The organism is Anabaena azotica FACHB-119 (genome assembly GCF_014697625.1).
GTDB lineage: Bacteria > Cyanobacteriota > Cyanobacteriia > Cyanobacteriales > Nostocaceae > Trichormus > Trichormus azoticus_A.
Genome location: NZ_JACJSG010000041.1, coordinates 36718 through 52420, shown reverse-complemented (window position 1 = coordinate 52420; position 15703 = coordinate 36718). Strand labels below are relative to the sequence as shown.

Below are 15703 nucleotides of genomic sequence, written 5' to 3'. Positions count from 1 at the left end.
TACTAAATTTTCAGAGGAATATAGTACGATACCAAACTTAGGAATCGGAACCCTGTTTGTCTTCAAAACGTCTGACGATGCGGGAAAGTTCCGCCTTCTCGTCAAAACTAACACGGGTAGGAGCGCCACTGACAATTCTTTCGTAGTTACGGAACGAGTCTTTGATTTCTGGCCCGTCTGCCGTGATATTATATTCTCTAATTCCTTTATCGTGCCAGGAACCTCTCATCTTAAATACGTTAATTGCTCTTGACATTTCTCCGCGAATTTCTACGTACTGTAGCATCAAGATGGTGTCGGTAATTGTCGATATATGGGAGTCGGTAATTGAATGCGATCCCATAAATTGGTCTGTTGTATTGGTGAAGAAACCTGTAATTTCTTCTTGTTTGGCATAACCTGTAACACCAATGACAAACTGACGGAAGGCGTTATTACTTACACCCCTAGCTAATGCTGACAGCGAGTCAATTGCAATACGTGACGGTTTAAAGTGGGCAATTTCCGACTTAATAATTTGTAAATGATCTTCTAAACCAGTTGATTCTGGGTAGGTACAAATAATCTTCAGTAAACCTTGGCTTTCTAATTCTTCAAAATCAATACCCCAAGAGTAAGCATTGCGAGATAATTGAGCGCGTGATTCTTCATAAGCAAACAATATTGCTCGCTCGTTGTTGACGCAGCCATTTTGTAAGAATTTACTCACTAACAGGGTTTTTCCTGTACCTGTAGCGCCTGTGGCGAGAATAATCGAATCTTTGAAGAAACCACCACCACACATTTGATCTAAAGTTATCACCCCAGAAGAAACTCGGATGTTAGAAGACCTTTGGGTGAGGCGCATTGCTCCCAAGGGGAAAATGTTGACACCTTCATTGGTAATTGTGAAAGGATACTCACCTTTCATGTGAGTCGTCCCCCGCAACTTGAGAATTTCAATGGTGCGGCGACGGCGTTCCCCTTCTAAAACGTTGCGGACAATGACCACATTATCGGAAACAAATTCTTCCACACCAAAGGAAGCTACCGGGCCATATTCTTCACCCCGTTCGGTGGTAATTACCGTGGTAACATTGAGTTGTTTGAGACGCGCTACTAAGCGGAATATCTCCCGACGTACCACCCCCACCGCTTCATACTGCTGGAATACGGCGGTAATTGAGTCGATAGATACTCTTTTGGCTTTATATTTGCGGATGGCATATTGCAAGCGCTCAATTAAGGCGGAAAGGTCGAAGTTTCCCACAATATCTTGCCCTTCTGGGTCGGGAGACGCATCTAAAATAAATAACTTACCCTCATTAATTAGGCGTTGTAAATTCCAGCCAAAAATATGTGCATTCTTGATGATATCACTGGGGGATTCTTCAAAGGTGACAAAGACACCGGGTTCATCAAAATGAGTGATCCCATTAAAGAGAAACTGTAAAGATAATAAAGTTTTGCCTGTCCCAGATGTGCCACTGACTAAGGTTGTTCTACCTGCTGGTAAACCGCCATGACTAATATCGTCAAAGCCTTCGATCATCGTGCGAATTTTTTCTACACCATTACCTGGTGTATTTTTCTGTTCCTGTTGCTCGGTTTCACTCATCGCTTGCTAATAATAGGGTGCTATCCCCAGTTTTTATATCACTAAATTTGGTTAATTATTTTTAACATTTAAAGATTACAGATTATTTTGTGCTTCCCAATCTTCTTCTGTTAATTCTTCATAGAGTAAATCTAAACCGATTAACACTCTTTCCCGGTCTGACAAGTCACCGATAATTTTGCGGACTGGTGGCGGCAAAATTTTCGATAATGTCGGTGTCGCTAATATTTTATCCTCCTCCGCTAGCTGGGGGTTTTTCAGCACATCGATCACCTTGAGAGCATAAATACCTTTAAACTCCTGTTCTAAAATATTTTTGAGCGTCTTCAAGGCTCGGACGGAATTGGGTGTGTTCCCGGCAACGTAAAGCTTGAGGACGTAAGTCTTTCTGGCTTTATTCATAAAAATATCAGATAAAAAGTTAACATTTTAATATTAAAGGGTATCCATAAATTTTGTGGTGAATTATATTTTGTTTTTGGCTTTTGTTGGGATCGCTTCTACTATTTAAAAATTGCCCCCCTATAGGTTTCACAAAGATGAGCTAGGATGTCTATAAGAGTTAAACGATAGTCCATTAGAGTCTCATCACCTCTACCTTCTAAGCGTAGCTGATGAGAAAATTCATCAATCTGTTCCATATGAATTTCTATAATTTCTGGCACAGGAATATTAGCACAAAATACTGCATTGACAAATTTATCAATTTTTTCTTGTAGTGTTTTGTCTGTAGTAAAGTAACTTAAAAGTATCTGACGATAATCTGATCTGAGTTGCTGCAATAATACTTGCCGATCAACTTCTTGAGTCATGTGCTGACAAACCTGCTGTGCTTTTGGCTTTTGGCATTTAGATAAAGGGGGGTATTTACTAGTAGAATTTACATGAGGTTGCGATCGCCACCGTTTCTGGAGATAGTAGATTCTCGTAACAGTGGCAGCAACTAGAGGCAAAAGGTATACGTAAACCTTAGTAGACCAATATATACTCTCTAGGCATCCGCTTAATACTGTACTAGTAGCTGGCTTTGGTGGATGATCTAAATTTTCTTTAACATCTGGTTGGAAAATCAATATTAATAGTAGCATTTACATACTTGTATATTTTTGCCATCACCATCGCCAACAGAGGAAGGATAATTAGTGATAATAATTGAGATTTCGTAACTAGTAATCCCGTTACTAAAAAAGACATCGTGTCAAAATATATAGATGTAAGTATCTACTCAATCGCCCGACCGGGTAAGTAAATGAGCGGAGAAATTACAATTAGTAAATTTGCTCGTTGTCAAAAATACATTAGCTAATTCATGATTTACAGATGTATATCTATCTAAATAGGGATTTATTCCACTGCTCCTTGATAAGATACTTAAACGAAATTAAAGTATTGTCGCATTCTTAATCATTATAATTCCTCAAGGTTCTAAAGCGAATATTTGGAGCCATAATTGTCTTAGCTGTCACTATCGATCAAAATTTGAAACACCTGTAGAAAACTGCTGTGCTGCCCCTGCCAGAGTTATCAGGAGCCTGGAAAATGTCACCGCTCCTAAAACTGGTGACTTCAAACAGTAGTGTTCGAGAGAAGTAAATCTATTGTTTCAATAGTGTTAAAGCTGTACCAAAATCGCTTATATGAGTCTTCTTAGAGGAAATTGCTGCTGGCAATAAAACTATCTGCTTCTGTGCTGATGTTGCAGCCAGAGGCTTTCATAGGAAGAATGACCCCCAAAGCCTTATGTCAATGCTACAGTATCCGCTTGATGAATTTCTAGCAAGTGTAAGCAGTTGCTCAGAAACAAGTACTCTGGCAACGGTGCTGGAGGTTTTTGAGCAAAAGCAATGCGATCGCTTGGTGATAGTAAATGAACAGCATCGCCCCGTTGGGTTGCTGCACTCTGGCCAGCTAGCACAAAAGTTTTTAGCCGCCACAGGTAATGAATTATTTTTAAACTTACAACAGCCACTGTCAACCTTTAGTCAAGCTTTAATTGAACCAATACAGATATTACCAGCCAGCCATAGTGTAGAGCAATTAACCATATTTTGGCGCTATCACCAAGCTCATAACGCGGATTGTGCGCTAGTGGATGGGGACGGTAAGCTTTTGGGGCTACTTAACAGTGTACGCCTATTGGCAGTATTAGCCAAAGAACAAAGTGCAGGTACTGGCTATGTCCCAACCCACAACCCCAAGACAAATCATATCAGTGAACCTGGATTTAAGCGTTCCCCTACAATGAGCGGCACAACCAGAAACAACCAATACCAACCACTGATACAGTTATTAGAAAGCCTACCTTGGCCTTTAATGTTGCAAACAGGTACGGGTGAAGTATTAACGCAAAATTTGGCTTGGTGGCAACAATTAGGGGCGTTAAAAGACCCGGAGGGAGTGCGCCAACAAGTAGAGTCCATATTAGCAGCCACCAGGATGAAACAGCCAGAATATGTAGGGCAAAAAACTGGTGTGGCAAAGAATCATACTAAAAGTTATGACTTGGTAGGGGAAGAGTTAGCCAAAATACCAACTACAGGTTTGCTACCCCATTCAGCCTACGAACCAGCCACAACTGCCAAAACCGCGTCTAGTCGTTGCTTTTTAGATCATCAACTGAATACTTGTACCTGTGTTGTAGAAGTGCAGAACGGAAAAGAACGAGTATGGCAGTTTGCGAAAATTCTTTTAGATAGCCCTGATTTAAAATTGTCCAGCAGCGATGATTTATGGCTGGTGTTGGCGACTGACATCACAGAACAGCAGCAACTGTGTAAAGAACTAGCTGCCAAAAATGCCGACCTTATCCAATTAAATCGCTTAAAAGATGAATTTTTGGCTTGTATTAGTCACGAACTGAAGACACCCTTAACAGCAGTTTTGGGCTTATCCAGGTTGCTAGTAGATCAGCAGTTGGGAAAACTCAACGAACGCCAAGCCCGTTACGCGGGACTAATTCACCAAAGTGGTCGTCACCTGATGAGTGTGGTGAATGACATTTTGGATTTAACCCGGATGGAAACAGGGCAAATGGAACTAACACCAGTACCTGTGAGTATTCGGGCTGTGTGCGATCGCGCCCTTTCCGAAGCCAAAGCGATTCATAATCAAACTAGTAAAAACACCAACTCCGCCACCAACCCATCGACCCCAGAATTTACCCTATCGATGGAACTCGACTTAGACCAGATAGTAGCTGATGAGTTGCGCCTGCGGCAAATGCTGGTTCATCTATTATCTAACGCCTTCAAATTCACAGAAATATCTGGGGAAATTGGTTTGCGCGTGAGTCGTTGGGAAGGATGGATTGCTTTTACAGTATGGGATACAGGTATTGGTATTCCCGAACACCAGCAACATCTCATCTTCCAAAAGTTCCAACAACTAGAAAACCCCCTCACCCGCCAGTTTGAAGGCACAGGTTTAGGACTAGTATTAACTAGGGCTTTAGCGCGTCTCCACGGTGGCGATGTCAGCTTTTTATCGCGGGAAGGTAAAGGTAGTCAATTTACCCTACTTTTACCACCCAGTCCACCTAGTACTAGTTATGCTGAGTCGGAAGTGGGTAGAGAAAATTTCTCCACCCCCAGCACCAACACAAGCCATCGGGTAACGGCGAGTCAAGAAAATCATCCTGTCTCTTGCCAAAGGTTAGTGCTAGTAGTGGAAGCAGTAGCCAGATATATAGAAAATTTAACTGATCAACTGAAAACTTTAGGTTATCGGGTGGTAATTGCCCGTTCTGGTACAGAAGCTGTGGAAAAAGCACGACGTTTACAACCAACAGCCGTGTTTTTAAATCCCCTGTTACCTCTATTATCTGGTTGGGATGTGTTGACCTTGCTGAAATCTGATGGTGCAACTCGTCATATCCCCGTAATTGTCACTGCTACAGGGGCAGAAAAAGAACTAGCTTTTGCTAACCGCGCCGATGGTTTCTTAACTTTGCCAGTAGAACAGCCATCCCTTTCACCTTTGTTAGATAAATTATGTGGCAAACCAATAGCACAGCCACTAAGTTTAGACCCTAGTGAAACGAACCCATTAAAAAAAACCCTGCGGATTCTGAGATTAGTTAATTCAGAAATGGAATCAATTAATCCCCACCCTTCATTACAAGAACATCGTGTCATTGAAGTGGACGATTTAGACCAAGCAGAACTTCTGGCGAGGGTTTGGCAGTTTGATGTAATTTTGTTGGATGTAGAAACTTCTATAGCTCAAGCTTACCTACAACAATTAACTAAACATCCCCGATTGGCAGCTTTACCATTAGTAACTTGTGATGTCGATACTACCCTGGCTGCTTCCCAAATCCCTGGGCTTTCCGTTTTTCCTTGTTTAACTCCATTGGGTAAAGATCATCAGGATGGGTTAAGACAGGGTAAAGATCCCTTGCTATCAGTGCTACAAATTGCTTCTGGCATTTGCTATCCACCAAGCATCTTTGTAGTAGATTTGGCAATTTTAGAAGACTTACCACAAACCAGACGCAAATCAGCCAAAGGTTACAGTACAGAGAAAAATACAGCAGTGGCGCAGGAAGTGGTGGAACGGGGAACCGAATGGTTTCAAGCTTTAATCCAGTATTTGCAGACAGCTGGTTTAAAGGCAACAATGGCACGCTGTTGGGCAGAAGTATTACAACAAATGCGCCACCACAGTATAGATTTGCTACTCATTTATTTAGGAGATTCAACTATTCATCCAGAGATGGTGAAAGCATTAAAAGCCTTACCAGATTTACCGTTTGATTTGCCGCCGATTCTGGTGATCGATCAACAGTTAAGCCGTAGTAGAGTAACATCTGCTACTAAGCTGAGTCATGGCAGAAAGCAGGAATCCTCAGCGATCGCCAATGTTGTGCGGGCGATCGCTACTCAAATTGTCCCTCGTTCCATCTCGATGGAAGACTTGCTGACTCAGATTCATCAAAATTTAAGGTTTAATGAACGATGAGCCAAAGATAGTTAGTAGGGTGCGCTACTTACAGCATATTTTGGGTAAATGAGGTACAAGCGTAAAACCCAAAACCATGTAGAGACGTTACATGTAACGTCTCTACAGTTAGTAGGGTGCGTCAGTATGAATTAGGACTTACGCATGAAAACGAAAAATCAAGGGTTTGGACAAGGGTATAGGGGTATAGGGGTGTAGGGGTTCATGAATTGGTTCATGTTTTCTATGAACAGCAGCAGGAGTTTTGACAAGGGTATAGGGGTATAGGGGTGTAGGGGGGTAAGCCTTCAAAACCTACACCCTTACACCCTTACACCCTTACACCCAGTCTTAACAGATAACATTGGTGCGTAAGTCCTGTGAATATTTTCTTGGTACGGTTAGGATTTCTCGTACTGACGCACCCTAGATTTTGCTACCATTACCAATTACCAATTACCAATTACCAATTACCAATTAGTTGGCTAATCTCACCACGTTAGTCTCAACCGCAAACAAATCACCAGAGTAGAAACTTTTTTCAATCTCTTCCTCACTCAGTCCCACGGAAGCGCTAGTAATATATAGTGTCCGCAAATCTTCACCGCCAAAAGTGCAACTAGTGGGACGCTGTATTGGTAGGTTTATGCGTGAGATTTCCTCACCCTTGGGATTAAAGCAAATTACACACCAGCCATCCCACATCGCTGACCAGATATTACCCTGAGTATCTATGGTCATGCCATCAGGATAGAAAGATTCACCAGTTAAATCAACAAATAGGCGGCGATCGCTAATTTTACCCGTCACCGCATCGAAGTTGTAAGCATAAATTTTCTGGTCAGGGGAATCAGTTAAATAAAATGTCTTTTGATCAGGACTCCAGCCTAATCCATTAGAAATCGTCAACCCTGTTTCCATCAAGTGTAAAGAACCATCAGGATCATAACGATAAAGGCTAGCCTGAGTTGCAGTAGGAGACATCGAACCAAACCAAAAACGCCCTTGGCGATCGCACTTACCATCATTAAAACGATTACCCGGCTTATCGGCTTCGATTTGGATAATTGGTATGACTTCACCTGTATCCAGATTGAGAAACGCCAAACCGTGACGCAGCGCCATAATCAAGCGATTTGTGCTAATTATGGCGATCGCACCAACCACATCTCCCACATCAAAATACAAATTCTCCCCAGTCACAGGATTAAATCTGTTTACCCGATGGTTATAAATATCAACCCAATATAACCATTGATGAGTCGAGTCCCATACTGGCCCCTCTCCTAAACGAGCGCGAGCATACAAAACATTCTTGATTTGATAGTCATTAGTCATTAGTCCATAGTCCACAGTCCATAGTCCATAGTCAACTGTCTATAGGTAGGGAAAAGGTTTTGAACCAGTAGAGATTTAGAGAGCATTTTCACCATCAGCCAAAAATCAGTGATCCCTAATTGGGAGGGAAAGAGTATTGTGACGACATCCCTGTTATACTGGAAGCAAGCCCCAGGGAGTGAACGCAATCGCAACGGCTGAGTTACCCCGCTAGGCGATCACCGCTATCATTGCAAAAAGTAAGTTTAATCGGCATAGCGATCGCTACTAAGTTCTTTGCTTTAAGATAATATGTGCATCTGTCCCTAAATCTCTACCAAAAATAATTAACAATTGGGCGGGTTCACGAGATATTCGTGAATGATGGAAGCATATTTGTGAACCCGCCCCTACAGCCTCTGCGCTTAGGTTTCGTAAATTTGGTGAGAAATCCGGGTATACCCCTACACCCCTATACCCCTAAACCCTTAAACCCCTGTTTTTATGTCTAAGTCCTATGATGGAACAAGGACTGATACCCTGTTAATGAAGGCAAAACTTTTATCAGACAATTTTTCTATCAATGAATTACCTTGTTGCCGTATTACCAGACCGTATCCAAGCAGAAGCTGCTTACTTAGCCTTAGAAAAAGAGGGCATCAATAGTACTATTTTAGGGAGAGGCTATAAAACTGCCGATGAGTTTGGCTTAATTGACCCCAACCTGCAAGCGAGAAAGCAAGCCAAGCTGATGTCGCTGTGGTTAGTACCATTCGGTTTTTTTGCTGGTTTCACTTTTAGTTACATCACTGGTTTGAATACCTTTGCTTGGGCGGGTGAAATTGGTAATCACGTTGTTGGTGGTCTTTTAGGTGCTGCTAGCGGCGCTTTGGGTGGTGTGGTTGTTGGCGGTGGAGTCGGCTTAGTTGTCGGTGGCGGTGATGCTTTACCTTACCGTAACCGTTTAGATGCAGGAAAATACTTAATTGTAGTTCAAGGTACTGAAGCTCTATCGCGCCAAGCAACCAAGATATTACGCCAGTTTGAGCCAGAAAATCTCCAAGGTTACGCTGACACAACTCCTGTGTAAGGGACTGGGGACTGGGAATTGGGGAAAGGGGAAAGGGGAAAGGGGAAGGGGGAAAGGGGACTATGGACTGTTGACTATGGACTATGGACTAATGACTAATGACTAATGACCAATGACTAATGACTATTTAAAATGTTGCCAAGAGAAGAACTTTTAAAGGGTGTTGAAAATCGCGATAGTATAGCTCGTGTAATTGACCAAGCAGAACAAGCCATTAAAACTTGGGAAGTGGTGATGACGGATTTTCTGTCGCCGCCAGAATTGGCAGAAATTCGACGAGTGTTTAGTCGGTTAACAGAAGTGCAATTGGTGGCTTGGGGTGGTTATCCGCAAGCTGAACGCCAAAGATTAGCGATCGCTCGTGCTGAGTTACCCTTGGATCAATCCCAAGTTAGCCTCACCGTCCTAGAAATCGCTGGTAATTTCCTATTTGACTCGGCGACGCACCGCGACTTTTTAGGCGCAATGCTAGGAACGGGAATCGTCAGGGAGAAAACTGGCGATATTATTGTCCTGGGTGAACGAGGCGCACAAGCAATTGTAGTTCCAGAGTTAGCCGAGTTTCTAGAGTTCAATCTTAAACAAGTGCGATCGGTTCCTGTGAAAACCCAAGCCATCGATTTGGCTGAGTTAAAAGTCAGGGAACCGAAGAAGAAAGAATTAACTACAGTAGAAGCGTCCTTGCGACTAGATGCGATCGCCTCTGCTGGTTTTGGGATGTCTCGCAACAAAATGGTTGACTTAATTGATACAGGCGATGTCCGTGTCAATTGGAAAGAAGTTACCCAAGCCAGTTCACAAGTGAAATCAGGTGACTTAATCGCCATTCGCGGTAAAGGACGCTTAGAAGTTGGCGATATCGCCGTCACCAAAAAAGACCGTTACCGCGTCCAGCTAACAAGGTATATTTGACACTCCTCGCTCTAAAGAGACGTTCGCGTTAGCGTCCCGGAGGGAGGATTCTTGCTTCATCCGTCCTCTCTAGAAATCTGAATACTAGTATTCAACTTTCTCCGTTTGGATACGTCCACAAGCTCACACGGACTGCCCGACCGCGTTTGAAAAGGTTTTTAATTTTTGCGTTTACTCCCACATTTGTCAGCCACTGCGTTGGACGGGTTTCCCGGCATAAAGCAAGTGGCGGTACAAGATGCGCGGATTTATACTACCTGTCTTTCCAGATCAGGAGCAGTCCGCTTGACCTACTTCGTCTTTTATTTGTGCGCTTTACCGCCATTAGTTATACTACCACAAAAGCCGCCCTAGAAGGGCGGGGCTTTAAACCCAGTTTTTCGGTAATTGGGGATAGGGGACTGGGGACTGGGGACTGGGGACTGGGGACAGTAGACTTCTTGCATAAATCTTTTTTTGTCTCACGCATTCGCCGCTAGGCGTTCCCGTAGGGTAGGCGCAAAAACGCAAAGAAAAGAACGCTAAGAACGAATTTTGCAAGAGGTCTAGTGAACACCACCTGACAACCGACAACTGACAACTATCAACTATCAACTGATAACTGTCAACTGATAACTGATAACTGATAACTGATAACTGTCAACTGTCAACTCTTAAAATGCCTAGCCAAAAGACTTAATAAAGTTTTGCGTGGGACAAGTCTAGCAACTGCGCTTCTAAATTGCGTACCAGTATCGCTAACAATTACCGTAGGTTGCCAGTTGTCCAAAGCTTTGAGAGACTGAAGTACAACCTCTTGAGAACCCATAACTTTATTTGTGGTTTCCGCCAAAGCCTGGGGAAAATTAGCTTCTGTAAAAAAGTCGGTTTCTGTAGGGCCGGGACAGGTAACTAAAACACGAATATTGTACGGGCGATTTTCTGCCCATAACGCTTCACTAAAACTAATGATAAAAGCCTTACTAGCAGCGTAAACAGAAACATAGGGTAGCGGTTGAAAGCCGGCGATCGAAGCGACGTTGATAATGCTTCCCGAACCGCGTTGACGCATGAGTGGCAAAAATCTGTGGGTTAAATCTACCAATGCAGTAACATTCAACTGCACCATCTTCACTTGTCTGGTGCGATCGCTTTTAGCAAAATCACCATAGTCACCAAAACCAGCATTATTAATTAATGTGTCAATTGTCAATCCCTTAGCTATGGTGGCATCAAAAACAGCCCCAGCCGCCTCTGGTTCTGTTAAGTCTTGAACTATCACATCTACTTGGACTTTGTATTGCTGTTGTAGTTCTTGAGCTAATTGATGAAGTTTCGCTTCTGAACGCGCCACCAGCACCAAATTTGTTTGACGTGCAGCTAGTTCTTGTGCAAAAGCTTTACCAATCCCACCAGATGCACCCGTGATTAAAGCAGTTGACATTGTAAATAATAAATATTTCCTGATAATTCCTCTAAAGTTTAACAACAGTCATTGGTTACTAGTCATGAGTCTATAGAAAGAGCAAAGGTCATAAATTCTTTTGCTTTCTCCTCTTATTCCATAACTCAGCACTTTCTTATCAGCCTGCCACGGGGGCGTTTCTCGCTCCCGCAAAATATAGAAGAAACACTTTTTCTTCCCCTATACCCCTACACCCTTACACCCCTACACCCCTGTGTTTCCTATAATTAAAGTTTTCTAGGAAAAATGGGAATACTAGTATCAGAAAATATAGCTGATATCTATGTATCGTCTGAATAAAAGAGCCTGGAAACTATTACTAGCTGAAATTGAAAAATGTAGCGGTAATGACCAAGTTAGTCAAATTGAAAAGCAAATAGTCATTAAACGCTTAGAGAAGCTGCGTTTAGAAAAAGGTTCTCCTGCGGGGATAGATGAACTAAGAGAAGCTGTAGTCGATATATATCCACAATTTAGTCAGAAAGTCCTGAAGCAAGCCGCAAAAGCTAATCGACCATCGAGAATTTTCAGCAAAATCAAATGGGTAGTAATTCTTGCAGGTAGTTCGGCTGGGGTGGTTTGGGTAGCAAATTTACCTGATCCCATGATTCGCTGGCCTGTAGCGAGAACAGCACCAATGCTACTGTTACCTAGTTATATGAGTATGGATTATCACTATCGCGGTGTAATTCAAAATCTTGAGCAAGCTGATCAGTTAATTAATAAAGCTACCAGTCCAGTCGATATTCAGGAAGGGGCAAAAAAAGTCCAACAAGCACAAAAACATCTAGATAATCTACCAGTCTGGTTTTTGGGTTATTATCCTGAAGGTTACTGTACTTGGTTTAGGTGTAGTTGGCGATTTACTGTAGATGAGTTTGAAGCAGCACGCGAGAAAGCAGCACGGATAAATGCGATCGCCTTTCAAGATAAAAATGCTTTAACACCGCTTAATCAAGGTGAGCAAGCCATACAATTGGCGAAGCAACAATATGAGCAAGCTACTACTACACAGGATAGAGAAAAAGCGATCGCCTCTTGGCAAGCCGGAATTGACCAACTAGAAGAAATTCCCGCCGAAACATTAGCAGCAAAAACAGCCAAAAGTAAGCTGAAAGCCTACAAACGCGACTTTGAAAACGCTCGCATCGGTAGCTTCATCACCGCCGCGCAAGAATTTGACCTCGCCGCCGAGAAAATCAAGCCAACACAACCACAAACAGCATCCCAATTGTGGCAACAAGCTATTAACCGCATTAACGAAGTTCCCCTAGAAAACCCCAGGTATTTAGAAGCGCAAAAGTTAATGGCGATGTACCAAAGCAAAATTCAGGGGCTAGTTGACCCTAAGAGTAGCAAAATTATTGCAGGTGCAAAACAATTTGCCCAAGCGGCGGCGCAAGCATCGCAAAACCCCCCACATACAGCCACAAAATGGGAACAAATAGCTAAATTGTGGTCAAAAGCGATCGACCAACTAGAAGATGTGCGCGTCGAAGATCCAGATTATGTAGAAGCACAGAAATTATTAGCCTCATACCAAACCAACTTAGGAATTATCGAAACTCGCCTGCAAGCCGAAACCGAATCACAATCTGCGTTGAAACAAGCTAACGAGCAAATTCAAAGCTTAATTGCTTCCCCTCCCTCCGACCCGCAACAGTTCCAAGCCCAAATCCAAGGTATTATCAACCAACTCAACACCATCAAACCCGGCACAACCGCCTACCCAGAAGGGCAAAGGCTGATAGCTCTAGCACAGCAGAGGTTAAAACAATAAAGTTTTGCTATTACTGAGAATGTATGTTATACTTATAAATAGTGTGGTTAAGGACGTATAGCTCAGTTGGTTAGAGCGCTACGTTGACATCGTAGAGGTCACTGGTTCGAATCCAGTTACGTCCATTTATGTTTGCATTGTGAGAAATAGTTGTCGATTGCCAAATTATTTGTCCGCGTTGACAAATTATTGTCCGTTTTGCCAGATTATTGTCCGCGTTGACACATTATTGTCCTTGAACACCACTAGGTAATGCAAGAGACTTAGCTTCTATCTATTCTAAATTATAGAAACTTTGTTGTAGTGAAACCAGTGAATTAGGACGTAACTGGATTCGCTTTCAACCCACCCTTTTTAAAAAACTTTCATAATTAATCATTGAAACAAAATTAATTGTTTATTAATTCTTCTCAAACTCCGAGGCGAGATAAAAAGTGCTTGCTACAGTAAATTTTGATTTCTGTAGACTTCCAATCCGCCTTTAGCTGGGAGCGGCGTTGAAACCACGTTACGCAACCTCGGCGATCGTCCTAGACGTTCTTTCAATCCGCCTTTAGCTGGGAGCGGCGTTGAAACATGTGGCGGTAGCGTGAGAATAAATTTATGGCAGGCTTTCAATCCGCCTTTAGCTGGGAGCGGCGTTGAAACCCTTCGCTTCAAACTCATGACAGATCAAGAGTTATCATGGCATTTCTGCCACATCTCCCAAAATCGCTTGTTTGTTAACAGTTAAAAACAGAAATCAACTGACAGTTTAAAGGTTATAAACCTTACGCAACAAACGATTTAAACTTCTGGCATATCCCCAGGGAAATCAACCCTGCTTCGATTTGCCAAAAAAAATAATTAAGGTGGGTTCCTCCTTGCTCGGAGGTGATTCAGTAGCCACCACTGCGGTAAACCCGCACCTCTATTACCGAAAAACTGGGTTTAAAGCCCCGCCCTTCTAGGGCGGCTTTTGTGGTAGTATAACTAATAGCGGTAAAGCGCACAAATAAAAGACGAAGTAGGTCAAGCGGACTGCTCCTGATCCGGAAAGACAGGTAGTACAAATCCGCGCATCTTGTACCGCCACTTGCTTTATGCCGGGAAACCCGTCCAACGCAGTGGCTGACAAATGTGGGAGTAAACGCAGAAATTAAAAACCTTTTCAAACGCGGTCGGGCAGTCCGTGTGAGCTTGTGGACGTATCCAAACGGAGAAAGTTGAATACTAGTATTCAGATTTCTAGAGAGGACGGATGAAGCAAGAATCCTCCCTCCGGGACGCTAACGCGAACGTCTCTTTAGAGCGAGGAGTGTCAAGAGTAAGCAAGCTGCTGAAATTACAGGCTGCACTCTTCGCCAGTTACAGTATTGGCGAGAAAAGGAAGTTGTTGTTCCGGTGATTGGTGACACTGGGATTGGCCGCAGCATTTATTATTCACGGTCTAACCTAGTGGAATTAGCGGCGATGGCTTATTGGCTGACTATGGGATTAAATTTCGATGTAGCCACTAGGACTCTGAAACAGATGAAAGAACAAGAACCTGAGTTATTTAACTCAGGTAAGGGTGGGCGTTATATGTTGTTGTGGAATGATGAAACGCGATCGCTTGAGCTTGTAGAGTACAACCGAGAACGAGCGATCGCTGACCTAGCTGATGGTCTACCAGTAATTCCTGTATGGCTCAACGTGATTTATAGCCGTGTGGAATCACGACTATTAACTGGGCAAGGTTAAAGCTTGTCCATGAGTACGGTGAAATGAATATTTTTAACTAGATACTCACTCAGTTGCTGTTGAGTGGTTTTTGTTATCAGTAGCAAAGTCAACAAAGTAGCTTAAGGGTTTTTTATAAATCATCGCAAAGTCTGTTAATTCGACCACATCCACTCTTCTCTCTCCTGATTCACACCTTGAGACATAGGACTGAGGCTGGTTTAACTTGTGAGCAACTTCTGTTTGAGTTAGCCCAGCCTCAATTCGCGCGTCTCGTAGACGTGTCAGAAATGCTTTGTACCTGACTGAGTAGATTGAAGCTCCCATGCTGGGAGGCTACAACTGTTGTAATAATATGCAAAAATGACATATTTTTGTTACATAACTGGTTATTACACAGTTAGCACAAGCTAGTCTTTGCTTTGATGGAGGTTTTTAAATGGACGTAAATGAATTTCTCAGTGAGTTAGCCGATGGTAGACTGAATTTTAGAAAACGAGATTTGTCAAACTTTAGACTTCAGGGGCAAAATCTCAGAGGAATTTCTCTTTGTGGTGCGAATTTAAGGGGTGCTGATCTTTCTCATGCAGACTTGAGGAGAACTACAGCTTTAAGACGGGTAGACGAACAAGAAAGAGAACGTCTATTCCGATTTCATGGAATACGGGTAATTGAACGTTTTGACTCAAAAAGATGTGAAAATCAGCCTGAGCTAGTAGTGCAAGAATTTTTACAAATGTTAGATAAAATGTACTAGTTAAATGGGAAGTTGATTGATATTATTTTTTGGTGTCTGATTGTCCAAAAATATACTAGATTAATGATTTAAAGGCATCATTTGTATGACTTCATAAGTTTTTGCATCGCTCAAAAAGCAGATAAATTACAAAAGCTTATTGGTGGATATTGATTAATTACGAATCT

Annotated in this window: 13 protein-coding genes, 1 tRNA gene and 1 pseudogene; 8 read left to right on the top strand and 7 right to left on the bottom strand. The window is 42.6% G+C overall.

Going from position 1 to position 15703, the window contains the following annotated elements; genetic code table 11:
• Positions 1 to 37: 37 nt before the first annotated feature.
• The 3 genes from kaiC to H6G83_RS25180 form a co-directional block, all read right to left on the bottom strand.
• Positions 38 to 1597: a circadian clock protein KaiC gene (kaiC, locus tag H6G83_RS25190; protein WP_190477045.1), complete on the bottom strand. Its 1560-nt coding sequence runs from the start codon at positions 1595 to 1597 to the stop codon at positions 38 to 40.
• 75 nt (positions 1598 to 1672) lie between these two features.
• Complete coding sequence (gene kaiB / locus H6G83_RS25185) at positions 1673 to 1999, bottom strand: circadian clock protein KaiB (RefSeq protein WP_190477043.1); 327 nt, start codon at positions 1997 to 1999, stop codon at positions 1673 to 1675.
• Positions 2000 to 2100: 101 nt separating this feature from the next.
• The gene (locus H6G83_RS25180) at positions 2101 to 2685 is read right to left on the bottom strand and encodes a KaiA family protein (protein ID WP_190477040.1); all 585 of its coding nucleotides are present in this window, start codon (positions 2683 to 2685) and stop codon (positions 2101 to 2103) included.
• A gap of 652 nt (positions 2686 to 3337) precedes the next feature.
• Between H6G83_RS25180 and H6G83_RS25175 the strand changes: the two genes are divergently transcribed.
• Complete coding sequence (locus H6G83_RS25175) at positions 3338 to 6556, top strand: ATP-binding protein (protein ID WP_190477038.1); 3219 nt, start codon at positions 3338 to 3340, stop codon at positions 6554 to 6556.
• 456 nt (positions 6557 to 7012) lie between these two features.
• On the opposite strand, the gene H6G83_RS25170 is transcribed toward H6G83_RS25175, so the two are convergent.
• The gene (locus H6G83_RS25170) at positions 7013 to 7873 is read right to left on the bottom strand and encodes an SMP-30/gluconolactonase/LRE family protein (RefSeq protein WP_190477036.1); all 861 of its coding nucleotides are present in this window, start codon (positions 7871 to 7873) and stop codon (positions 7013 to 7015) included.
• 562 nt (positions 7874 to 8435) lie between these two features.
• On the opposite strand from H6G83_RS25170, the gene H6G83_RS25165 reads away from it, so the two are divergent.
• From H6G83_RS25165 to H6G83_RS25155, 3 genes are all read left to right on the top strand, one after another.
• On the top strand, positions 8436 to 8942 hold the full coding sequence (locus tag H6G83_RS25165; protein ID WP_190477021.1) for a hypothetical protein: 507 nt from the start codon (positions 8436 to 8438) through the stop codon (positions 8940 to 8942).
• Positions 8943 to 9074: 132 nt separating this feature from the next.
• Entirely contained in the window at positions 9075 to 9854 is a 780-nt protein-coding gene (locus H6G83_RS25160; RefSeq protein WP_190477018.1) for a photosystem II S4 domain protein, read from the top strand.
• A 146-nt stretch (positions 9855 to 10000) separates the two neighbouring features.
• The gene (locus tag H6G83_RS25155) at positions 10001 to 10333 is read left to right on the top strand and encodes a hypothetical protein (protein WP_190477017.1); all 333 of its coding nucleotides are present in this window, start codon (positions 10001 to 10003) and stop codon (positions 10331 to 10333) included.
• A gap of 167 nt (positions 10334 to 10500) precedes the next feature.
• Here the strand turns inward: H6G83_RS25155 and H6G83_RS25150 are convergent, their stop codons facing one another.
• The gene (locus tag H6G83_RS25150; RefSeq protein WP_190477014.1) at positions 10501 to 11277 is read right to left on the bottom strand and encodes an SDR family NAD(P)-dependent oxidoreductase; all 777 of its coding nucleotides are present in this window, start codon (positions 11275 to 11277) and stop codon (positions 10501 to 10503) included.
• Positions 11278 to 11581: 304 nt separating this feature from the next.
• Between H6G83_RS25150 and H6G83_RS25145 the strand changes: the two genes are divergently transcribed.
• Positions 11582 to 13078: a hypothetical protein gene (locus tag H6G83_RS25145; RefSeq protein ID WP_190477012.1), complete on the top strand. Its 1497-nt coding sequence runs from the start codon at positions 11582 to 11584 to the stop codon at positions 13076 to 13078.
• Positions 13079 to 13129: 51 nt separating this feature from the next.
• A tRNA-Val gene (locus tag H6G83_RS25140) sits at positions 13130 to 13203 on the top strand.
• Between the two features lie 753 nt (positions 13204 to 13956).
• Here the strand turns inward: H6G83_RS25140 and H6G83_RS25135 are convergent.
• Positions 13957 to 14232, bottom strand: a complete 276-nt coding sequence (locus H6G83_RS25135; RefSeq protein ID WP_190477010.1) for a hypothetical protein — start codon at positions 14230 to 14232, stop codon at positions 13957 to 13959.
• Between the two features lie 160 nt (positions 14233 to 14392).
• Here H6G83_RS25135 and H6G83_RS25130 point away from each other — a divergent pair.
• Positions 14393 to 14800, top strand: a pseudogene (locus H6G83_RS25130) (MerR family transcriptional regulator); the annotation flags it as partial.
• A gap of 45 nt (positions 14801 to 14845) precedes the next feature.
• Here the strand turns inward: H6G83_RS25130 and H6G83_RS25125 are convergent.
• Positions 14846 to 15106 carry a helix-turn-helix domain-containing protein gene (locus H6G83_RS25125; protein WP_190477008.1) on the bottom strand — a complete coding sequence of 87 codons (261 nt, stop codon included), beginning with the start codon at positions 15104 to 15106 and terminating at the stop codon, positions 14846 to 14848.
• Between the two features lie 112 nt (positions 15107 to 15218).
• On the opposite strand from H6G83_RS25125, the gene H6G83_RS25120 reads away from it, so the two are divergent.
• Positions 15219 to 15536, top strand: coding sequence for a pentapeptide repeat-containing protein (locus H6G83_RS25120; RefSeq protein ID WP_190477006.1), 318 nt, complete (start codon positions 15219 to 15221; stop codon positions 15534 to 15536).
• Positions 15537 to 15703 lie beyond the last annotated feature (167 nt).